This window comes from Thioclava sp. F28-4, from assembly GCF_002020045.1.
Taxonomy (GTDB): Bacteria; Pseudomonadota; Alphaproteobacteria; order Rhodobacterales; family Rhodobacteraceae; genus Thioclava; species Thioclava sediminum.
In genome coordinates, this window is record NZ_MPZQ01000006.1 from 66,595 (window position 1) to 87,928 (window position 21,334).

Below are 21,334 nucleotides of genomic sequence, written 5' to 3' on the forward strand. Positions count from 1 at the left end.
GAACGCGGCAAAAGGCTTATATGCCCGGCAAGACGTTAAAGAAGGACACGCCGTGGCAATCCACCTGCATCAAAACGACCTTCCCGACGGGCTCGATCTCGGTCCCGTTGTGGCCATCGACTCCGAAACGATGGGCCTCGACCCGCGCCGTGACCGGCTCTGCCTCGTGCAGCTTTCGGCGGGCGACGGCGACGCGCATCTGGTGAAGATCGCCCAAGGTCAGACCGAAGCGCCGAACCTGTGCCGCATGCTGGCCGATCCGTCGGTGGAGAAGCTGTTCCACTTCGCGCGTTTCGACGTGGCCGCGCTCTACAATGCGTTCGGGGTGGAGACGAAGCCGGTCTTCTGCACCAAGATCGCCTCGAAGATGGTGCGGACCTTCACCGATCGCCACGGGCTGAAAGTGCTGGTGCAGGAGCTTGTCGGCGTCGACATCTCCAAGCAGCAGCAAAGTTCGGACTGGGGCGCGGCGGAGCTGACCGACGCACAGATGGAATATGCGGCCTCCGACGTGCTCTACCTGCACCAGATCAAAGCCGAACTCGTGGCGCGGCTCGAGCGCGAGAACCGGCTCGGACTGGCGCAGGCCTGTTTCGATTTCCTGCCGACGCGTGCGAAGCTCGATCTGCTGGGCTGGGATGAACCCAATGACATCTTCCACCACTGATTATTCCGACATCGCCCGCCGCGTGATCGGCATCGAGGTCGCCGGGCTGGAAGCCTTGGCGGCGAGCCTTGATGGCGAGTTTTCGCGCGCGGTGGCGATGATACTCAAGACCGAGGGGCGCGTGATCGTCTCCGGCATGGGGAAATCGGGCCATATCGGGCGCAAGATCGCGGCGACGCTGGCCTCGACCGGAACGCCCGCGCATTTCGTGCATCCGGCGGAGGCGAGCCACGGCGATCTGGGTATGGTCACCCGGCACGATCTGGCGCTGGTTCTGTCGAATTCCGGGGAGACGCCGGAGCTGGCCGATCTGATCGCCCATACGCGGCGCTTTCAGATCCCGCTGATCGGTGTCGCGAGCCGCCCGGACTCGACCCTGCTGCGGCAGGCCGATCTGGCGCTGGTGCTGCCCAAGGCGGAGGAAGCCTGCGGCACGGGCGTGGTGCCCACCACCTCGACGACGATGACGCTCGCGCTGGGCGATGCGTTGGCCATCGCGCTGATGGAGCATCGCGAATTCACCGCCGAGCATTTCCGCACCTTCCATCCCGGCGGCAAGCTGGGCGCGCGCCTGTCGAAAGTCTCCGACCTGATGCATCGGGATATGCCGCTGGTGGCGGAAGACACGCCGATGCCCGATGCGCTCTTGATGATGAGCCAGAAGGGGTTCGGCGTGGTCGGCGTCACCGATGAGGCGGGCCGCCTGACCGGGATCGTCACCGACGGCGATTTGCGGCGCCATATGCAGGGGCTGCTGGAGCATAAGGTCTCGGAGGTAATGACCGCCAATCCGCGCACCATCGCGCCCGGGCAACTGGCCGAGGCCGCCGTGGCGCAGATGAACGAGCGCAAGATCACCGCGCTCTTCGTGGTCGAAGATGAGAAACCCGTGGGCTTCCTGCAGATCCACGACTGCCTGAGGGCCGGGATCGTCTGATGATGTACGACAACAGCCATACGCGACTGGTGACCTGGGCGAAGATCGTCCTGCCGCTGCTCGCGCTGGCGCTGTTGTCGACGATCTTTCTCGTCTCGCGCCGGATCGATCCGAGCGCCGCGATTCCCTATGCCAAGGTCGATGTCGAAAAACTCGCGCGGGAAAATGCGGTCACCCGGCCCGAATATTCCGGCGTGACCGATACCGGCGCGACGCTCTCGGTGACCGCAGCAATGGCGCGCACCCAGCCCTCGCAGGATCAGGGTGCGAGTGCCGATCAGGTCGCGGCGAAGCTGACCGCACCCGATGGCCATGTGACCGATCTGAGCGCGAATGAGGGTCTATTCCAGCCCAATTCGAACCGGATCGACCTGACCGGCAAGGTCGCGATGCAGACCTCGGACGGCTACCGGGTGAACTCCGACAAGGTCGAGTTGCAGACCGATAGCAGTATCCTGACCTCGCCCGGCCCGATCCATGGGACGTCCCCTTTCGGAACGCTCGATGCGGGCTATATGCAGATGGTCCCGACGGCGGATGGCAGCAGTCACGATCTTGTTTTCAAACAGGGTGTGAAGCTGGTATATCAGCCGCAACAATGAGGGTGTGGATGTTTCGAGCGCGTTTCTTCACCGCCTGTGCGATGGCGGTTTCGTTCCCGGTTCTCGTGATGGCGCAAAGCGTCGATTTCGGCGGGCTCCGCGCCGACAAGACCGCCCCGGTCGAAGTCACGGCCGACTCGCTCAACGTAAAGCAGGAAAGCGGTCAGGCAGTGTTCTCCGGCAATGTGGAGGTCACGCAGGGCGACATGCACATGAAAGCCGCCGAGCTTGAGGTGTTCTACGCCAGCGACAAGCGCTCCGAGATCACCCGGCTCCATGCGACCGGCGGCGTTACGCTGGTTTCGCCCACCGAGGCGGCAGAGGCCGACGAAGCCGTCTACGACGTGAAGGCGGGCACCGTCGTAATGACCGGCAACGTGCTGCTGACCCAAGGCGACAACGTGATGTCCGGCAACAAGCTCAACGTCGATCTGAGCACCGGCGCCGGCACGATGGACGGGCGTGTGCGCACGCTTCTGAAGCCCGCCGGGAGCAAGTGATGGCCGAGGATGCCGTCAAAAGCGACGCCGGGCTGGCCCCGGTCGCGGGCCAGGGCGGTTTGCAGGTCCGGGGTCTGCGCAAGAGCTACAAGCGCCGCCCCGTGATTCGCGACGTCTCGCTGAACCTGTCGCGCGGTGAGGTGGTGGCGCTTCTGGGGCCGAACGGTTCGGGCAAAACCACCTGTTTTTATAATATCGCGGGTCTGATCCGTCCCGATGCGGGCGAGGTTCTGATCGACGGGCGCGATGTGACGGGGCTGCCGATGTATCGCCGCGCCCGGCTCGGGATCGGTTATCTGCCGCAGGAAGCCTCGATTTTCCGCGGGCTTTCGGTCGAAGACAACATCATGGCGGTTCTGGAGGTGGCGGAATCAGATCCCCATACCCGCCGCGAGCGGCTGGAAGAACTTCTGGGCGATTTCTCGATCGGCCATCTGCGTCAGGCGCCCGCGCTGGCGCTGTCCGGGGGCGAGCGTAGACGCTGCGAAATCGCGCGCTGTCTGGCCGCCGATCCGAAATATCTGCTGCTGGACGAACCCTTTGCGGGTGTCGATCCGATCGCGGTGTCGGAGATTCGCGCGCTCGTCGCGCAACTCAAGGATCGCGGTATCGGCGTTTTGATCACCGATCACAATGTGCGCGAAACGCTCGAGATCGTGGATCGCGCCTATATTCTGCACGACGGGACGGTGCTGATGTCGGGCACCGCGGAAGAGGTTGTGCAGGACGAAAACGTCCGCCGGGTCTATCTCGGACAGCATTTCCGCATCCTCTGATCGTGATCGAAGGGACGCCGACCGCGCCTCTCTCCAGCGGCAGTTTTGCACCGCAGCGAGGGAGACCCGTTGACACCCCCCGCGATCCATCCCCAAATACATAAGAGATGCGTAATGTTCGCCCCCACTCCCCGGGCGCGCTTGCGGCCCCCGAGAGGGGTCCGGCGCGCGGAAGGTCCCCGAAAGAGGGCCCGGGCGAATTCAGACTCAACGCGACTTTCCAAGAGATTAACCGGCCCGAAACACCTCAGCCCAAAGGCTGGGGTCACTGGCCCAATGCGTGAAGGAGGAAATCCATGCGTTACCAAATCACCGGCAAACAAATCGATGTCGGAGAGGCCCTGCAATCTCACGTCAAGTCGGAGTTGGGCGAGGTCGCCGAGAAATACATGCAGCGTCCCACCGATGCGCAGATCACCTTCTCGCGCGATGCGCATGAGTTTATTTGCGAGGCGACAGTGCACCTGTCGACCGGGCTCACCGCTTCGGCCAAGGGTCATGCCACGGAAATCTATGCGGCCTTCGATGCGGCGCGCGAAAAGATGGACAAGCAACTGCGGCGTCACAAGCGCAGATTGAAAGATCATCACCGCGACCGTGCTGAACCAGTTGAATTCGAAGCTGCAGGTCTATATGTGCTCGCCTCGGAAGAGGATGACGATACCGGCGAGACGCACGAAGGTGCTCCGATGATCGTAGCCGAGATGGAAACCAAGGTTCCCACTCTCTCGGTCGGTGAAGCGGTCATGCAGATGGAGCTGTCTGATGCGTCGCTACTCGTCTTCCGCAACGAGAAACATGGCGGGGTCAACGTCGTTCATCGGCGTGAAGACGGCAATGTCGGCTGGATCGACCCGCGCAACAGCAAATGAGCGGCCCGGAACGGGCGCGGAGTAGACGAGTTCATGGACCTATCTAAACTTCTCGTGCCTGGCGCGGTCAAAGTGCTGTCGAATGTCACGAGCAAGAAACGCCTGTTTCAGGATCTCGGTGACATCGCGGCGGCGTGCTACAAGATCGACGCCGCGGAGACTGTCGATGCGCTGCAGGAGCGTGAAAGCCTCGGGCCGACCGGTGTCGGCCACGGCGTTGCGCTTCCGCATGCGCGGCTCGACGGGCTGAGCGAAGTCGTGGGTGTTTTCCTGCGTCTGGAAAAGCCGCTCGATTTTGACGCGGTGGACCGGCTGCCGGTCGATCTGGTCTTCGCGCTCTTCGCGCCGAAGGATTCCGGGGTCGAGCATCTCAAGGCGCTGGCCCTCGTGTCGCGCACGATGCGCGATCCGGAAACCTGCGAGAAGCTGCGGGCGAATACCGACCCGTCGACGCTGCACGCGGTGCTGACGGAGGCGCAGAGCCGTCAGGCGGCCTGAACCGGTCTCGAATGAAAATCGAAAAAGCGCGTCGGTCCGCCCGGCGCGCTTTTTTCGTGGCGCAGGCTCAGTCGCGCCAGTTGCCGAAGCCGAACTGCATCATGTCGCGCGTATAGGTCTCGCGTGCGGCGGCTTCGAGGTCGGGCGTCCAGATATCGGCGAGCTTGATCGGCGCGGTGTCGGTCTCGCCGGGCACGAAGGCAGGGGCCTCCACCCCGGCCATGTTGGCGAGATAGGCGAAATCCTCCGCCATCCGCTCTTCGCGCACCAGAAGGTCGGGCAGGGCGAACTGGCCGATCCCCTGCAGCGCCGCGGATTGCGTCGCCCAGAGCGTATTCACCGGCAGGCTCGTCTGGTTCGCGAGATTGGATTTGAGCCAGCCCAAAAACGCGATCAGCGCCTCGGCATAGTCGCCATGCGCGATGCTTTCGCCTTCCTTCGGGATCGGCAGCTTGTAGCTTTGACGAAGGACGGCGCGGGTCTCGTCCATGTTGTCCCAGTTGAGCACCGCGTTGAACGCGAGATGCGCGCGCATCAGCGGGTGGCGCAGCACGGTGAAGCTGCGATGGCCGGGATGGCGACGTTTCCACTGACGCAGGGTCTTCTGGCTGAACCCTTCGACCAGTTCGCCGGTCGCCGCCAGCCAGTCGCGGATCGGCGCATCCATCGCGGGCCGGAGCGGCATATAAAGCAGCCCCGCCTCGCTAGCGATGAAACCGGGCACGCCGGGACCGCGCCGGGGCTCGAAATTCGGGGTCTTCGACAGGTTGAACCGGTCGAGCCGCGCCAGCGACGCCTCCATCCCTGGGAAATTCGCGACCTTCGCCTCGAGCGGCTCGGGGTTCTGCACTTTCAGGGTCTCGGGCAGCTTGTCGAGCCGCCCCGCGACGCCCAGCCAATTCGCGAGACCGTTGAGCACCTCGACCGACTGGGCATCCTCGTAATCGATATAGAAGGCCGTCTGCCCCGAGCGTTGCAGCGCGTTCAGCAAAGTCACCTGAAAATCCTGCAGCCCTTCCAGATGCGCCTCGAACTCCTCGGCGTCGAAGCGCGCCTTCGTGGCCTTGCGGTGCTTCGCATCGCCCAGCTTCCACTGGCCGGTGGCGCGTGCGATCATCAGGCTGACATAGCTCTCGATCGGATTGCGGGTCAGCACGATCTTCGCGCATTTCGGATCGTTCACGAAGACGGCGAGCATCCGCGGGTCGTGATCGTGGAAATAGCGGCAGCCGTTCAGCCCGTCCTGCGCTTTGATCGCGCCCCAAAGTGCCAGCGGATCGTCGTCGCGCTGCGCCTTGGTGACGCCCACCAGCTCCTTGCGGTTGGGATAGCCGATCAGCGCCGGATTGAACGCCTCGCCATGGCAGGTCACGCCGTCCAGATCGTTCAGCGCAGCTTCCAGCAGATTGGAGCCGGTGCGCATCTCGGCAAAGACGACGAAACTTTCAAATTTTGGCATAGGTTATTTCACCAGATAGGGGCGACCGCGGCGGGTGGCGGCATCGCGCTGCCCGCTTTGCTCGAGCGGGAAATCCCCCATCACGAGCGGCTGCATCCCCTGGTTCTTGAGATTTTGCAGGAATTGGTTGAACCCCGACAGATCGACCATCTGCGGCGCTTCGGTCAGGCGACGGGTCGCACGGGGGCTGATCTCGTCGATGATGGTCTGCAGGGGCTCCATCGGGTTCTCGATGAAATCCGCGACGGTCCAGATTCGCACGCGCGCCTTAACATACATCGAGCGCAGAATATCCAGATGCTCCAGCTCGCGCTTTTGCAGCATCGCGGCCTCGCGCCGGATCGTCGCGAAATTCTCGTTGCGGCGCGACAGAGGCAGCGCCCAGGCGCCGGTAATGACCGAGATTTGCGCATTCGGGTCGGTCGCGGTGAACCAGTTATTCGCCTGATTGTCGCGCGGCGAGAACATGTAGCACTGACGTTCGCCGCGCGAGTTCCAGATCAGGTTCGTGAGAAAAGCACGCGGGTTGTAGTCGCGCAGCGCCGCGTCGTCGGTCAGGCAGCCGTTGAACATCCGCTCATTGCCCGCGAACTCGGCGCGCTCGGGCGCGTAGAGATGACCATGCACCCGCGCGCCCACATATTTCGCGAGCCAGCCGTCGAAATTTTCGAAGAGATCCGAGAAGCCGTGGAAGATCGAATAGGGCGCCGAGGTCTTGCCGTTCTCGTGGTCTTTCCTGGGAAAACGGCTTTGCATGTAGAGGCCCGGCCGCCCGCGCGTGCGCCGCTCGATCGACTTGGAAAACAGCCGGTCGATCTTGGCGGGGTTCGGCTCTGCCATGACCGAGCGCCCGGGGCTTTTGTCGAGGAAGGTCCTGTAAAGCTTATCCGCCTTGGGCCAGATTTTCCGCGCCACGAAACAGTCCGACCGCCGCAGAAGCTGCAGGTGATCGTCGTAGAAGATATGCGGCTTGCCCTGAAAATCGAACTTAGTCAGCGTCAGCGAGCGGCTCTCGATCGAGGTGGAATAGAGCCTTGCGAGGGTCTGGAAATAGCTCTCATCCGGGATCCAGACGCGCTTGAAATAGCGGTCGTAAAGCGCGCGATCGGGGTCTTCCAGAATGGCCGACAGGGTCTGGCGCGTCAGGCACCACCATTGGCTGCCCAGATGCGGCACCAGCCCGTCGGGGATGCGCCGCTTGAAGCCTACGCGGCGCTGGAACTCGACATAGCGGTCGAACATCCGCCGCTGCTTCTTCCATGAAAACGGGAAGCGCAGGGTGAAGCGTTCGATGTCGATCCCGCCCACGGTCCAGCCGACTTCCGTGGTGGTCACGCTTTCGATGAAATCGGTATAGGGCCGCGCGTCGAGATAGTCGGTCAGCTCGTGCAGCGGGCGCAGCGGCAGGCAGGAGCCCGACGCCAGATAGACGTGGCGCACATCGTCATGCAGCGCCAGCATCTGCTCGGCCGCGGCTTGGCTCGCCGCCACCAGCGACCACGTGCCCCAATCGCATTTGTAGCGCCGCGAGAAGGAGACATTCTCCAGATCGGCGAGCATCTTCTTGAAGCCGTTATAGTCATGCGCGGTCACGCGGGCGTCGACATGGATCACCACGGGCGATCCGCCCTCCGACCAGAACCGCGCGACCTGCGCGGCCCGGTCGAGCGCGGTGTGGCACATCATGATGAATCCGACTGTCACGCGCCTTGTTTCCTCACGCCCAATTGCCCTTCGACATCAGCCCGAGGATCTCGAGCTGGCGCCAGTTGATATATTTCTCAGACCATTTGCACCACAAATCGGGCTCTTTTGAGATCGTGCGGGCATAGGCGTGATATTCGCGCGAACCCGCGTAATGCTGCTTGCGCTCCAGCTCCTCCTCGACCTTGTCGGTCAGCGGCGAGAGGAACTTCGCATGCAGCAGGCAGCCCGAGACCATCTCGCCGCCGATCGTGTCGTAGACTTGGTTCAGGCCGCGCGGCAGCAACGCATGGGTCGACGAGATATAGACGTTCCCACGCTCCCATCTGACCAGCGGGATCTTGTTGAGCGAGGGGGCCTTCTTCGGCGCGTCGGGAAAGAAGATGCGCGCACGCGGTCCGCCTTGAATCCACAGATTGTTGGTCTCGGAATTCCGCGAGATCATGTAATTGCCGGCATCGAACCAGCTGGCGATATCGAACGGGTTCTGTCCCTCGCGATAGGGCTGCGCGTCGATCGGCCCTTTCGGATACATATCCAGCAGCATCGCCGGGAAGGACCGGATGCCATAGGTGTCGAGCCAGTCGGTCAGCGCCTGAATGGGCCGCGTGTCGCAGAACGGGTAGACGAAGAACTCGTCCGGATCGAGCGTCAGCGTCCAATGCCCGGTGCCGTATTTGCGCAGCAGCCAGTTCATCCAGTCGATGCCGAAATTCGACGCCTTGTAGGAGGCGTCCGTGTGCCAGACCGAGCAGTCCTCCTGCTGGGCGAGATACTCGGCGCTGCCATCGTCGCTGCCATTGTCGACAAACAGGAAGTGCCCGACGCCCATCTCGCGGTAGTAGCGCAGGAAATAGGGCAGGCGGATGCGTTCGTTGCGGGCGGTGACGAAGACGAGGATATCCTCGGGGCGGATGTTGCCGGTGCGATCGGAATAGAGAGAGAGTTCGCGGCTTTTGCGGAAAGCCCGAATCTGCCGAATTCTGCGTTTACGGCGCAGCCTGGCGATCTCTCTCAGTCCCAATACCCGTCCCTCTCCGACGTGGCGGTCATTTCGTGCCGCACTGGTCCCTTGCTACTCGCAGCGTAGTTCTCAAATCGTTAAAGGTCGCCCTGTTCAAATCGGCAAGTTTTCAACGGCTTATCAATATCTTCCGATACTTACCCGGTTTGCGCGCAGCTGAGAAGGCCATGCCTAACGCTTGCGTCAGCAATGTTGCCTCCAAGTCAACACGTTCACATCCAGCCGCCGCGCGACATCAGCCCCTGCGCCTCCAATTGCCGCCAGTCGCCGAGCCGCGTCGAATGCGGCGTCCAAAGCTCCGGATCGGCAGCCAGCGCGTCGTAATACTGGTCGAATTCCGCGGGCTGGCCGAAATGCTCGCCGCGCGATTTCTCCTCCTTCGACTTGTCCACGATCTCGTCGAGAAACTTGGTGTGCAGCAGCAGCCCCGAAATCGCCTCGCCGCCCTGTGTGTCGTAGGTCCGGTTCAGGTGGCGCGGCAGCAGCGCATGGGTCGAGTTCAGATAGGCCCATCGCCGGTGCCAGCGCACCAGCGGGATCTTCGACAGGGTCGGCGATTGGCGCGGACTGTCGGGGAAAAACGCCCGCGCCCGTGGCCCGCCTTGGATCCACAGCGCGTCGGTCTGCGCCTGCCGGGTGATCATGTAATTCCCGGCGTCGAACCAGCTCAGGATCTTGCACGGGTCCTGCCCCGCCTCGTAGCGCTGCGCGCCCAGCGGCCCTTTCGGGTAGAGGTCGAGCATCATGGCCGGGAAGCTGCATTGCTCCGACCGGTCGAGCCAGTCGGTCAGCGCAGGCAGGGGGCGGCTGTCGTGATAGGGGTAGATCAGCAGCTCATCCGCATCGACGGTCAGGCACCAGTGATCGTGCCCGTAGCGCAGCATCAACCACGTCACCCAATCGAGCCCAAAGCGCGAGGCACGGTAACTGTCCGACGTCTGCCACAGCGAGACATCGCGCGCCTCGGCCAAGAGCGCGGCGGTCCCATCCGTGCTGCCATTGTCGACGAACAGGAAGTGATCCACGCCGAGCTTGCGGTAATGCTTGAGAAAAAACGGCAGTCGCCGCGCCTCGTTGCGCATCACCGCGAAGGCGAGGATCGCACCGGGCTTTATCTTGCCCGTGCGGTTTGTGACGCGGTCGAGCTGGTGCCGTTTACGCAGGGCGCGCCACAGGAAATGCTTGCGCTTGAGGCGCAACCTGTAGCTCTCCCAAAGCTCACGGCGCGATGGCATTCATTCTCCTGACCCCTGCTTGGGGGTCAGTATTCATACTCTTTCGCCTGATGCCAACGCCATGCATCGGAAATCATGGTGGAAAGGTCCGACCGCTTCGGCTGCCAGCCAAGCTCCTCGGTCGCCCGTTTCGAGCCCGAGACCAGCGCCGCCGCATCGCCGGGACGGCGGTCCCCTTCGACGATCGGCACGTCGCGGTTGGTCACCGCGCGCGAGGCGTCGATCACTTCGCGTACCGAGAACCCGTTGCCCGAGCCAAGGCAGAAGACCCGCGAGGGTTTACCGTCTTCGAGCCATTTCAGGCCCAGCACATGCGCATCGACCAGATCGGAGACGTGGACGTAATCGCGGATGCAGGTGCCGTCGCGCGTCGCATAATCCGAGCCGAACACGGTCAGCGCCGGGCGTTTGCCCGCGATCGCGTCGAGCATCAGCGGAATGAGATGCGTCTCGGGGATGTGCTGCTCGCCGACCTCAGCGTCGGGATCGGCGCCCGCCACGTTGAAATAGCGGAAGATCACCGAGTTCAGCCCGTGGCTCGCGCCGAAATCGCGCAGCATGTCTTCGATGGCCCGTTTCGAGCCGCCATAGGCATTGATCGGGCGCTGTTCGGTGTCCTCGTTCAGCACCACCCCATCCTGATCGCCATAGGTCGCGCAGGTCGAGGAGAAGACGAAGTTGCGGCAGCCCGCATCGACGGCCGCTTCAATCAGGTTCAGCGCGCAATTCACGTTGGTGCGCCAGTATTTCGACGGGTTCTGCATCGACTCGCCGACAAGGCTCAGCGCCGCGAAATGCATCACCGCGATCGGCTGATATTTCGCGAAGACCTCGTCGAGGCGGGCGCGATCTGCCAGATCGCCCTCCTCGGCAGGGCCGAACTTCACCGCTTCTTTCCAGCCGGTGGAGAAATTGTCGAAACAGACCGGGACGTAACCCGCCGCGGCCAGCGCTTTGCAGGCGTGCGAGCCGATATAGCCCGCACCACCCGTTACCAACACATGTTGCTGCATCGCTTACTCAGCCGCCTGCCGCATCGCGGAAAGATCGGAGAGATATTCGCCGAACTCATCCTTCAAATCCGGGCGCTGGAGACCGAAAGCCACCGTCGCCTGCAGGAAGCCCGCCTTCGAGCCGCAATCGTAACGCTGACCGTCGAAGCGATAGCCATAGACCGAGTTGCCGCCATGGATTTCCTGCGCGATCGCGTCGGTCAGCTGAATCTCACCGCCAGCACCCGCCTTGCGCGCATCGAGGTTCCACATGATGCGCGGAGTGAGGATGTAGCGCCCGATCACCGCGAGGTTCGAGGGTGCATCCTCGGGCTTGGGCTTTTCGACCATGCCGTTGACCTGCAGGCGCGGGCCGTCGCCCGGGGCGACATCCAGAACCCCGTAGGACGCGGTCTTGTCGGCGGGGACTTCCATCGCCGCGACATAGTTCCCGCCGGTCTCGTTATAGGCTTCCATCATCTGCTGCAGACAGGGCTTGTCGGCGGCAATGACGTCGTCGGTCAGGATAACGGCGAAGGCCTCGTCATGCACCAGACGACGCGCACACCAGACTGCATGGCCCAGACCCAGCGGCTGGTTTTGGCGGACATAGGCGATCGCGCCGCTGTCCATATTGGTCTGCTGCAGCTCGTCGAGGATTTCGGTCTTGCCCTTTTGCGCCAATGCGCTTTCCAGTTCGGGGGCGTTGTCGAAATAATCCTCAAGTGCCGATTTGCCGCGCGAGGTGACGAAGATGAATTCCTCGATACCGGCCGCACGCGCCTCGTCGATGGCGTATTGGATAAGCGGGCGGTCCACCAACGTGAGGATCTCTTTCGGGATCGACTTCGTCGCGGGGAGGAAGCGGGTTCCGAGGCCGGCCACCGGGAAGATCGCCTTCGTCACCTTGCTTTTCATTCGTCACCTATAGGGTTGCTACGATTAAATCGTCAGAAGTTGGTTCATTGTGTCCCCAAAGCCGTGATCCAACAAGGGACCGGTTCTGGCGTTGAGCACTCCCGTGGGAAGAAATGCTGCAAATGCGAAAATTGTTTCGTGCAATGCCGTGAAAAACCGCATTTTTAGTGCGATAGGCGATAAATTGCGTGCGTTCAGGGAAGCTGCATCTGCAGCATCATGGATTCGATCCGGGCCACATCTGACGGATTGTTGAGTTCCCAGAACTGCCGTCCGCGCGACTCGACCTCTGTGCAGAGCACCGCGCGACCGTTCTCCAGAAAGCGCAGCTGCTCCAGACCTTCGAGCGTCTCCAGGGGCCCGATCGGCCAGCCCGCATAGGCCGCCAGCGTGTCCGGCCGGTAGGCATAGACACCCACATGGTGGAACACCGGCGTGGGGGCTTCGTCCGCGTAAGTCTCGGAGGTGAAGGGAATAACCTCTTTCGAGAAATAGAGCCCGCGATTGCCGGCTCCGAACACTGCAGTGGTGCCGCCGACGCGCCCGTTCTGGCGATCTTCCAGCAGGCTGTTGAGCGTCGCGCCTTCGCAGCGCAGCACCGGAGTCGCAAGCTCGGCCCAGTCATTCGCGCGCAGGCCTGCAACGAGGTCTTCGATGAACCACGCGGGGGTCAGCGGCGCGTCGCCCTGAAGGTTCACGACGATGTCGAAACCGCCGCCAAGGGTCGCCGCCGCTTCGGCGCAGCGCTCGGTCCCGTTGCGGCAGCTCTCGGAGGTCATCACCACCTCAGCGCCGAAGGCTTCGCAGGCCTCGCGGATGCGGTCGTCATCGGTGGCCACTACGACCTTGTCGACGCCGCCGACCTGCGTCGCCGCCTCCCAGCTGCGCTGGATCAGGGTCTTTTTCTCGCCCGTGGCGCCGGTCAGTTCGACCAGCGGCTTGCCGGGATAACGGCTCGACGCGTAGCGCGCCGGGATAACGATCAGAACCGACATTACTTCACCAGAAGGACGCCGGGGGCATAAGCGATGAAGAACGGGTTCTCGAAGCCCGGCTTGCCATAGGTGAAGGGTGCGTGATCGTCGAAGCGGATCATTTCGCCGCCCGCGCCGCGCAGAACCGCGTCACCCGCCGCCGTGTCCCATTCCATCGTGCGACCGAGGCGCGGATAGAGATCGGCCTCGCCCGTCGCGACAAGGCAGAACTTCAGCGACGACCCGGCCGAAGCCATGTCCTTCACCGCGTATTTGCCGATGTAATCGTCGGTCGCCTGATCGCGGTGCGATTTCGACGCGACGACCATCAGGCCGCGATTGTCGGGCATCGAGACGGTGATCGGATGCTGCTTGCCGGGGCGTTCCTTGTCGAAGGGGCCGTCTTCTTCGACCGCGCGGCCCTCGGCCAGCGTGTAGAACAGACGTCCCTTGGCGGGGGCGTAGACCACACCGCGCACGGGCTTGCCATTCTCGACATAGGCGATGTTCACCGTGAAATCGCCGCGGCGCTTGACGAATTCCTTCGTGCCATCGAGCGGATCGACGATCAGGAAGGTCGACACCTCCTGCGAATGGCTCGCGGCCTGCTCTTCAGTGACGAGCGGCATATCGGGGAATTCCGCGCGCAGCCCTGCGGAAATCAACGCGTCGGCGGCCTCGTCGGCCTCGGTCACCGGCGAGTTGTCCGACTTCGACTTCACCTCGAAATCGGGCGAGTCGTAGATCTCCATGATCTTGTCGCCTGCTTCGAGCGCCAGCCGCCGCATCACTCGCATCAGATGTTCGAAATCCATCGTCACGCCTCTCCCGGCCTTGTTAAGGCCCAATTGCTATGCTCCAACTCCCCCCTTATGATGCGGCGATAAGGGTTGAGCAAGCAATCCGATCTAGCTTGGGCCGCAACGACGCCCGAATCGGCAGGGACATGTTCAGACCAGAGACGAAATCGACCAAGCTCGGCACGACCTTCAGCCTGCTGGAGCTGATTTATCACGCCACCGTGCGCAATCTGCGCAAGAACCACGGGAATGCGTTGATCGGCCTGCTGCTGAACATGTTTCAGACGATGCTGCTGGTCATCTCTTTCTACATCATGTTCAGCGTACTCGGGATGCGGTCGAGCTCGGTGCGGGGCGATTTCCTGCTCTACATCATGACGGGCATCTTCCTTTACATGACCCACACCAAGACCCTTGGCGCGGTCTTCGGGTCGGAAGGGCCCACATCGGCGATGATGAAACACGCGCCGATGACCACGGCGATCTCGATCGCGTCGGCGGCGCTGAGCGCGCTGTATATCCAGGTGCTGTCGATGGTGACGGTGCTCTACATCTACCACGCGGCCTTCAAACCGATCGAGATCTACGACTGGGTCGGCGCGTTCGCGATGGTGCTGCTGGCTTGGTTCACGGGGCTCGCGGTCGGTGTCGTGCTGCTTGCGGCGAAGCCCTGGGCGCCCGAAGTGGTAAGCGTGATCCAGCAGGTCTATACCCGCGCCAACATGATCGCCTCGGGCAAGATGTTCCTCGCCAACAATCTGCCGCACAAGATGCTGATCCTGTTCAACTGGAACCCGCTGTTTCACACGATCGATCAGGCGCGGGGCTACACCTTTATCAACTACAATCCGCATTTCTCGAATTGGGAATATCCGCTCTATGTCGGGCTTGCGATCCTGATGATCGGCCTTCTGGGCGAGTTCTACACGCGGCAATACGCGTCGCTTAGCTGGGGCGCACGGCGCTAAAAGGCAGGCGGTGCTTGCGCTGCCGCCTTGGGATCAACGTTTACGGATCGTATCGCCCGGATCGAGGGTCGGTTCCAGCTCGATCACTTCGCCGCCGATCATCCCGCTTTGCGAGCGCCCCGAAATGATCTGCGCCGCCTTGCGGCCGATTTCAGCGCGGCAGGCATTCATCGTGGCGAGTCGCACCGACAGCCCGTCGAGCAGTTCCAGCCCGTTGAACCCGGCCAGACCCATCTTGTTCGGCACGTCGATGCCGTTATCGAGGCACCAGAGCAGACCGCCCGCGCCGATCATGTCGTTGGAATAATAAAGGAAATCGAGATCGGGCGAGCGCTTGAGCATCGTCTCCGTCATCTCGCGCCCTTTCGCGAGCGCCGATCCGCCCGCGTAGAACTCGGTATCGGCCAGTTCGATGCCCGCCTTGGCGAGCCCTTCCTTGAACCCTTCGAGCCGTTTGCGCGCCCGGTGATCCTCGGGCATTTTCGTGCCGAGGAACCCGATCTTGCGATAGCCCGCGGCGATGATCGCCTCGGCCATATGCAGCCCGGCGCGGCGATGCGAAATACCCACGACCGAGTCGATCCCCTCGCCGTCGACATCCATGATCTCGACCACCGGAATGCCCGCGTTCTGCAGCATCGCGCGCGAGGCGGGCGTATGCTCGACCCCCGCGATAATCACCCCCGAGGGGCGCCACGAGAGCATCTCATAGAGAACCTGCTCTTCCTTCTCGGGCGAGTAATTCGTCACGCCGACGACTGGCTGCAGCCCGGTATCCTCGAGCTCGTCGGACACGCTCGACAGCACTTTCGGGAAGACGAGGTTCGACAGCGACGGGATGATCACGGCCACGAGGTTCACCCGCTGCGAAGCCAGCGCGCCCGCGATCTTGTTGGGCACATAGCCAAGCGCTTTCGCGGCCTGCAGGACCTTTTCGCGTGTCGCATCAGAGACATCGCCGCGATTGCGCAGCACGCGGCTGACGGTCATCTCCGAGACGCCAGAGGCTTCGGAGACATCGCGCAGGGTCAAAGGACGGCGGGTTTCGATAGGGCGAGACAAGGGCGGTTCCTCAAGGTTCTCCTCTTGTTAGCGCCAAACATTTCCCTTGCGCAAGCGAATGATGCCAAGTATGTTAGCGTTAACGGTTGTAGGGTCGGAAAATCTCCGCCCGATACCTGGAACGACCCGCGCCGGTGTCGGATTCGTCACGGCGAGGGATGCGAAGGGGGCGCAGTGGGCCAATTTGCGCTCCCTTTTCTCTCCTTCCCCTGAAATCCTGAGATTTCTGCACGACCCGCATGCATAGGAATATGCGCGCGGTTTTCTGTTGCAGCGCAGCGATGGACTTGCGCCACAAGCTCTTTGGCGGCATCAAAGGCGCAGCGCGGTCCCGTGGCTCAACTGGATAGAGCAGCCCCCTCCTAAGGGGCAGGTTGCAGGTTCGAATCCTGCCGGGATCGCCAATCAGACATGAAAAAGGCCCGCGCGATGCGGGCCTTTCGTGTTTCTGGTGCGACCGCTTAAAGCTCGGTCCAGGCCTTGTCCTCGCCCTTGAGGCCACCGACCATCACGCGGGTCGGAAGGCCGATGCGGTCGAGCTGGGTGAAGAAGGGCTTGGGGTCCATCTCTTCGACGTTTTTCATCGTCTTCGCATCCCAGTCGCCTTGGGCGATCAGGATCGCGGCGGCGACCGGCGGCACGCCCGCGGTGTAGGAGATGCCCTGCGAGCCGACTTCCTCATAGGCCTCTTTGTGATCGGCGACGTTATAGACGAAATACTCCACGTCCTTGCCGTCCTTCGTGCCTTTCACCAGATCGCCGATGCAGGTCTTGCCGGTGTAGTTCGGCGCAAGGCTCGACGGGTCGGGCAGCACGGCCTTCACCACTTTCAGCGGCACGACTTCCAGACCTTCCGCGGTTTTCACCGGCTGTTCGGACAGCAGGCCGAGGTTCTTCAGCACTGTGAAGACGTTGATGTAGTGATCGCCGAAGCCCATCCAGAAGCGCACATCGGCCTGCGGATAGTTGGTCGCCAGCGAATGCACCTCGTCATGGCCCGACTGATAGGCCTGGGACGGGCCGACGACGGGCAGATCCCAGTTGTGGCCCGACGCGAACATGCTCGTCTCTTTCCACTGCTGGTCTTCCCAATAGTAAACCACGCCGGTGAATTCGCGGAAGTTGATCTCGGGATCGAAATTGGTCGCGAAATACTTGCCGTGCGAGCCTGCGTTGATGTCGACGATGTCGATCGACTTCACCTCGTCCATCTGGTCGATCGCGAAGCGCGCATAGGCATTCACCACGCCCGGATCGAAACCCGCGCCGAGGATCGCGGTCACGCCATGCTCGGTGCACAGGTCGCGCTTCTTCCACTCGTAATTGGCATACCACGGCGGGGTTTCGCAGATCTTGTCAGGCTCTTCATGGATCGCGGTGTCGATATAGGCGGCACCCGTCGCGATGCAGCCGTCGAGGACGTGCATATTCACGAAAGCGGTGCCCACATTGATGACGATCTGGGATCCAGTCTCGCGGATCAGGGCTGCGACAGCCTCGGAATCGGTCGCATCCACCTCATGCGCCTCGAACGTGCCGTCCACCTTCATCGCGCCCTTTTCACGCACGCTGTCGATGATGGCATCGCATTTCGATTTGGTGCGCGAGGCGATATGCAGATCGCCAAGGATGTCGTTATTCTGCGCGCATTTATGCGCCACGACCTGGGCGACGCCGCCCGCTCCGATGATGAGCACGTTCTTTTTCACTTCGGCTGTCTCCTTTTTCTGCGGACAGGGGAAGGGGGCTCTTGTGGGCCCTCAGGACAATGAGGCGCGATAATCCTCATAGGTGAAGTCGCGAATCCGGTCGATGTTCCCATCTTCGCGGCGGATGGCGATGGCGGGCATCGCCACGCCGTTGAACCAGTTCTTCTTGACCATCGTGTAACCGGCGGCATCCGCAATCGAGATACGGTCGCCGATTTCGAGCGGTTTGTCGAACCGCGCCTCGCCGAAGATGTCGCCCGCGAGGCAGGTCTTGCCCGCGATCTGGTACTCGAATTCGCCGTGCTGCGGCAGCTTGGCGGTCTCGCGATAGATCAGCAGGTCGAGCATATGCGCCTCGATGCTGCTGTCGACGATGGCGATCTTCTTGCCGTTATCGAGAATGTCGAGAACCGTCACCTCGAGCGAGGCGGTCTGCGTGATCGAGGCCTCACCGGGCTCTAGATAGACCTGCACGTCGAAATCCTCGGAGAATTTCTTCAGCCGGTCGGCGAGCGCGTCCAGCGGGTAATCGTCGCCGGCGAAATGGATGCCGCCGCCGAGGCTCACCCATTTCAAGCGCTTCAGGATATCGCCGAACTCGGCTTCGATGCGCGAAAGCTGATGATCGAACAGAGCGAAATCGGCGTTCTCGCAATTGTAGTGGATCATCACGCCCGAGATACGCTCCATCGCCGCCTCGAGCCGCTCCGCATCCCATTCGCCCAGACGCGAGAACGGCCGCGCCGGGTCCGCGAGATCGAAGCCAGAGGTCGAAAACCGCGGGTTCAGGCGCAGGCCACGTTCGATATGCGCGGCTTTGTCGCCGAAGCGATCCAGCTGGCTCAGCGAGTTGAAGATGATCTTGTCGGCGTAACCGATGGCCTCGTCGATCTCGTGATCGGCCCAGGCGACCGAATAGGCATGGGTTTCCTTGCCGAATTTCTCACGCCCCAGATGCAGCTCGAACAGCGAACTGGAGGTCGTGCCATCCATGTAGGGCTTCATGATGTCGAAGGCCGACCAGGTCGCAAAACATTTCAGCGCCAGCAGGGCTTTCGCGCCGGAACGCTCGCGCAGACGCTCGATCTTGCGCATGTTCTCGCGCAGGCGCGCCTCGTCGATCAGGTAGAAGGGCGTGTCGGACATGGCTCTCCCTCGGGTCAACAGACCCTGCGATATAGGGCGCATGTGACAGTGGCGCAACCGGATCAGTCGACTCGGATCGCATCCTTGGCCACGCTAAGTGCATAGCCTTTGCGGGAAATGTTGCGCACGAGAAGCTCGCTGACGAGCTGATTTCCGAGACTGTCGCGCAGGCGTTTGATCCGCGTGGCGCCCGCCGCCTCGTCGCAATCGGCCTCGTCGCGGCCCGAGATCATCGCCTCGATCTGCGCGCCGGTGAGGATGTCGTCATCCATCCGCGCCTCGGCCAGAACCGACAGCGTCTCGATCGCGGCCGGGGTCAGGGTGAAGCCCATATCGTTGAGCATCACCGCGTTTTCGCCCCGCAGGATGCGTAAGGACTGCACCTCGATCCCGGCGCGGCGAATCTCGGTCATCCGCTTGTTCAGCGCGATCAGCAGAAGCAGGAAGACGATCGTCGCGATCAGAAGGGCGGCGGCGAAGATCAGCAGGATGAAGATGATCACCCGGTAATTCGCCAGCACGTCCGAGAACGCGGTGCCCGACTGCGCCAGAACCTCCAGCAGCTTGATCTCGGCTTGTGAGGTCAGATTGTCGTTCTGCACGAAGATCTGCTCGACCCGCGCGTTGAACGCATCCGCATTCGGCAGGTTCGCGAACAACAGCACCGCGGCCACGGCAAGAATCGCGACCACGGCCACGATCCCGCCCACAACCGCGCGCGAGCCGAGTCGTAAACTATCAGTAACGGAGGAAATATTGTCCGGCACTGGCCTTCCTTTGCTCCAAGCCATCGGGGCCGAATGTGGAGAGAACCGTCAGTAAGGTCCACCCATCGGCTTTCAGCTTCGGCGCCAATTCGCGCGCCGCCGCCTGTGTCGAACAGGCCGAGTCCGAGACCTGCGCTACCCCGTATTGCAGCTGCAACGGGTTGTCGCGCTTGGCCTTGTAATCGGCATAGCACTCGGCCTGCGCGGCCGAGGCAGAGGCGAGAAACGCCAATATGAGGACTACGTGTTTCATGTGGAACACGCTGCGCTCAACGCCCGTGTTATTCAATAGCCAAAGGGGTTTGGCCCACCTGTTATCCGATAGCAGGGGGCCGTTATTGCCTGACTTTCGCCCCCCGGCCCAATCTCGGTTCATCGACGTCATGCGGCCTTCGGGCTGCCGAGTGAAAGGACCGAAGCCATGAGCCTCAAGACCAAGGCCACCGCCGCCATCACCGCCCTCGCCCTCGCGCTGGGATCCGTTGCGATCAGCGCCACGCCCGCCGCCGCGCTGGGCAAGAAAGACCGTCAGGCGCTGAGCATTCTGCTTGGGGTCGGTGCCGCCGCGCTGCTCCTCGACGGGATGAACAAGAAGGATCACAAGGCGAAGAAGGCGCAGCCGCGCTACGAGAGCTGGCAGGACCGCCAGCGTCGTCTGGAACGTGAACGCCGCGAGCGCGAGCGCCGCGAAGCCGAGGCCCGCCGCCAGCGCGCGCAGGAGCGTTACGACCGCGACCACCGTCGCTATAGCCATGATCGCGACCGCATCCGTCTGCCCGCGCAATGCGTGCAGCGCGTGAAGACCGGCCGCGGCTGGGGCGAGGTGGTTTCCGCCTCCTGCCTCGATCGCCGCACCGAGCGCCGCCTGCCCGCCAATTGCGCCTTCACGATGAAGACCGGCCGTCACGGCGTCGAGAAAGTCTATGGCAGCAACTGCCTCGAGGATCGCGGGATCCGTCTCAGCCGGCGTTAAGCCATGCGGCAGACGCCATAAGAGCGTCGTCGAGCAGTGCGGGGGCCCTCGGGTCCCCGCTTTTTCATTGAACAGACCTGCCGTTCCGGGGCATTCCGAACTCATGGCACAGAACCCCGATTTCTCTTTCGAAGAAGCCGCCTTCGCGCGCGGCCTGGCAATCGTTGCAGGCGTGGACGAGGTGGGCCGCGGCCCGCTTTGCGGTCCGGTGACGGCAGCGGCGGTCATTCTCGATCCCGCCCGCATTCCTGAAGGGCTCAACGACTCGAAGAAGCTCACCGCAAAGCGCCGCGCCGATCTGGCCGCGCAGATCATGGACTGCGCCGAGTTCTGCGTGGCCCATGCCAGCGTCGAGGAAATCGACGAGCTCAATATCTACCACGCCTCGCATCTCGCGATGTGCCGCGCGGTCGAGGGGCTGGCCCGCACAGCCGATCATGTGCTTGTCGACGGCAACCGCGTACCGCGCGACCTGAAGTTGTCCAGCGAGCCGGTCGTGAAGGGCGATGCCCGTTCTTTGTCGATCGCGGCGGCCTCGATCCTCGCGAAAGAGGCCCGCGATTTGCTCATGGTGGATTTGGCGCAACAGTATCCGGGCTACGGCTGGGAGCGGAATGCGGGCTACCCGACCAAGGACCATCTGCAGGCGCTTCTAGATTTAGGGGTCACCCCCGTTCATAGACGAAGCTTCAAGCCGGTCCACAATATCTTGTGCCAAGTGAATTATATAACCCCTTGATTCAAAAAAGAA

Annotated in this window: 23 protein-coding genes and 1 tRNA gene; 11 read left to right on the forward strand and 13 right to left on the reverse strand. The window is 62.4% G+C overall.

Annotated elements, in window-relative coordinates:
- Positions 1-52: 52 nt before the first annotated feature.
- From BMI87_RS13705 to BMI87_RS13735, 7 genes are all read left to right on the forward strand, one after another.
- On the forward strand, positions 53-667 hold the full coding sequence (locus tag BMI87_RS13705) for a ribonuclease D (protein ID WP_078522186.1): 615 nt from the start codon (positions 53-55) through the stop codon (positions 665-667).
- Positions 648-1,604, forward strand: a complete 957-nt coding sequence (locus BMI87_RS13710) for an SIS domain-containing protein (protein WP_078522187.1) — start codon at positions 648-650, stop codon at positions 1,602-1,604. The genes BMI87_RS13705 and BMI87_RS13710 overlap by 20 nt, the downstream gene beginning before the upstream one ends.
- On the forward strand, positions 1,604-2,206 hold the full coding sequence (gene lptC / locus BMI87_RS13715; protein WP_143594779.1) for an LPS export ABC transporter periplasmic protein LptC: 603 nt from the start codon (positions 1,604-1,606) through the stop codon (positions 2,204-2,206). Before BMI87_RS13710 ends, lptC begins: the two co-directional genes overlap by 1 nt.
- Positions 2,207-2,214: 8 nt before the next feature.
- Positions 2,215-2,706, forward strand: a complete 492-nt coding sequence (lptA, locus tag BMI87_RS13720; protein ID WP_078522189.1) for a lipopolysaccharide transport periplasmic protein LptA — start codon at positions 2,215-2,217, stop codon at positions 2,704-2,706.
- Complete coding sequence (gene lptB / locus BMI87_RS13725; protein WP_078522190.1) at positions 2,706-3,482, forward strand: LPS export ABC transporter ATP-binding protein; 777 nt, start codon at positions 2,706-2,708, stop codon at positions 3,480-3,482. The genes lptA and lptB overlap by 1 nt, the downstream gene beginning before the upstream one ends.
- 296 nt (positions 3,483-3,778) lie before the next feature.
- Positions 3,779-4,354, forward strand: a complete 576-nt coding sequence (gene hpf / locus BMI87_RS13730) for a ribosome hibernation-promoting factor, HPF/YfiA family (RefSeq protein ID WP_078522191.1) — start codon at positions 3,779-3,781, stop codon at positions 4,352-4,354.
- 33 nt (positions 4,355-4,387) lie between these two features.
- On the forward strand, positions 4,388-4,852 hold the full coding sequence (locus BMI87_RS13735; protein ID WP_078522192.1) for a PTS sugar transporter subunit IIA: 465 nt from the start codon (positions 4,388-4,390) through the stop codon (positions 4,850-4,852).
- A gap of 67 nt (positions 4,853-4,919) precedes the next feature.
- On the opposite strand, the gene BMI87_RS13740 is transcribed toward BMI87_RS13735, so the two are convergent.
- From BMI87_RS13740 to cysQ, 8 genes are all read right to left on the reverse strand, one after another.
- A complete protein-coding gene (locus BMI87_RS13740) occupies positions 4,920-6,311 on the reverse strand; it encodes a nodulation protein NodH (protein ID WP_078522193.1) in 1,392 nt (463 codons plus the stop codon).
- A 3-nt stretch (positions 6,312-6,314) separates the two neighbouring features.
- Positions 6,315-8,015, reverse strand: coding sequence for a beta-1,6-N-acetylglucosaminyltransferase (locus tag BMI87_RS13745; RefSeq protein ID WP_078522194.1), 1,701 nt, complete (start codon positions 8,013-8,015; stop codon positions 6,315-6,317).
- 13 nt (positions 8,016-8,028) lie between these two features.
- A complete protein-coding gene (locus tag BMI87_RS13750) occupies positions 8,029-9,039 on the reverse strand; it encodes a glycosyltransferase family 2 protein (protein WP_078522195.1) in 1,011 nt (336 codons plus the stop codon).
- 212 nt (positions 9,040-9,251) lie between these two features.
- Positions 9,252-10,274, reverse strand: a complete 1,023-nt coding sequence (locus BMI87_RS13755) for a glycosyltransferase family 2 protein (RefSeq protein WP_078522196.1) — start codon at positions 10,272-10,274, stop codon at positions 9,252-9,254.
- A 26-nt stretch (positions 10,275-10,300) separates the two neighbouring features.
- Positions 10,301-11,287: a UDP-glucose 4-epimerase GalE gene (galE, locus tag BMI87_RS13760; protein ID WP_078522197.1), complete on the reverse strand. Its 987-nt coding sequence runs from the start codon at positions 11,285-11,287 to the stop codon at positions 10,301-10,303.
- 3 nt (positions 11,288-11,290) lie between these two features.
- Complete coding sequence (gene galU, locus BMI87_RS13765) at positions 11,291-12,184, reverse strand: UTP--glucose-1-phosphate uridylyltransferase GalU (RefSeq protein ID WP_078522198.1); 894 nt, start codon at positions 12,182-12,184, stop codon at positions 11,291-11,293.
- 194 nt (positions 12,185-12,378) lie between these two features.
- Positions 12,379-13,179, reverse strand: coding sequence for a 3-deoxy-manno-octulosonate cytidylyltransferase (locus BMI87_RS13770; RefSeq protein WP_078522199.1), 801 nt, complete (start codon positions 13,177-13,179; stop codon positions 12,379-12,381).
- Positions 13,179-13,973, reverse strand: a complete 795-nt coding sequence (gene cysQ, locus BMI87_RS13775; protein WP_078522200.1) for a 3'(2'),5'-bisphosphate nucleotidase CysQ — start codon at positions 13,971-13,973, stop codon at positions 13,179-13,181. The genes BMI87_RS13770 and cysQ overlap by 1 nt, the downstream gene beginning before the upstream one ends.
- 131 nt (positions 13,974-14,104) lie before the next feature.
- On the opposite strand from cysQ, the gene BMI87_RS13780 reads away from it, so the two are divergent.
- On the forward strand, positions 14,105-14,926 hold the full coding sequence (locus tag BMI87_RS13780) for an ABC transporter permease (protein ID WP_078522201.1): 822 nt from the start codon (positions 14,105-14,107) through the stop codon (positions 14,924-14,926).
- Positions 14,927-14,959: 33 nt separating this feature from the next.
- On the opposite strand, the gene BMI87_RS13785 is transcribed toward BMI87_RS13780, so the two are convergent.
- Positions 14,960-15,988, reverse strand: a complete 1,029-nt coding sequence (locus BMI87_RS13785; protein WP_256376242.1) for a LacI family DNA-binding transcriptional regulator — start codon at positions 15,986-15,988, stop codon at positions 14,960-14,962.
- 327 nt (positions 15,989-16,315) lie between these two features.
- On the opposite strand from BMI87_RS13785, the gene BMI87_RS13790 reads away from it, so the two are divergent.
- Positions 16,316-16,392: transfer RNA gene (locus tag BMI87_RS13790), tRNA-Arg, on the forward strand.
- 57 nt (positions 16,393-16,449) lie between these two features.
- On the opposite strand, the gene BMI87_RS13795 is transcribed toward BMI87_RS13790, so the two are convergent.
- From BMI87_RS13795 to BMI87_RS13810, 4 genes are all read right to left on the reverse strand, one after another.
- Positions 16,450-17,697: a saccharopine dehydrogenase family protein gene (locus tag BMI87_RS13795; protein WP_078522202.1), complete on the reverse strand. Its 1,248-nt coding sequence runs from the start codon at positions 17,695-17,697 to the stop codon at positions 16,450-16,452.
- Positions 17,698-17,748: 51 nt separating this feature from the next.
- Entirely contained in the window at positions 17,749-18,843 is a 1,095-nt protein-coding gene (gene nspC / locus BMI87_RS13800; RefSeq protein WP_078522203.1) for a carboxynorspermidine decarboxylase, read from the reverse strand.
- Between the two features lie 62 nt (positions 18,844-18,905).
- Positions 18,906-19,610, reverse strand: a complete 705-nt coding sequence (locus tag BMI87_RS13805) for a helix-turn-helix domain-containing protein (RefSeq protein ID WP_098409595.1) — start codon at positions 19,608-19,610, stop codon at positions 18,906-18,908.
- On the reverse strand, positions 19,582-19,863 hold the full coding sequence (locus BMI87_RS13810; protein WP_078522403.1) for a hypothetical protein: 282 nt from the start codon (positions 19,861-19,863) through the stop codon (positions 19,582-19,584). Before BMI87_RS13810 ends, BMI87_RS13805 begins: the two co-directional genes overlap by 29 nt.
- A gap of 168 nt (positions 19,864-20,031) precedes the next feature.
- Here BMI87_RS13810 and BMI87_RS13815 point away from each other — a divergent pair, with 168 nt between their 5' ends.
- Complete coding sequence (locus BMI87_RS13815; protein ID WP_078522204.1) at positions 20,032-20,583, forward strand: hypothetical protein; 552 nt, start codon at positions 20,032-20,034, stop codon at positions 20,581-20,583.
- Between the two features lie 103 nt (positions 20,584-20,686).
- Positions 20,687-21,322 carry a ribonuclease HII gene (locus BMI87_RS13820; protein WP_078522205.1) on the forward strand — a complete coding sequence of 212 codons (636 nt, stop codon included), beginning with the start codon at positions 20,687-20,689 and terminating at the stop codon, positions 21,320-21,322.
- Positions 21,323-21,334: the final 12 nt, after the last annotated feature.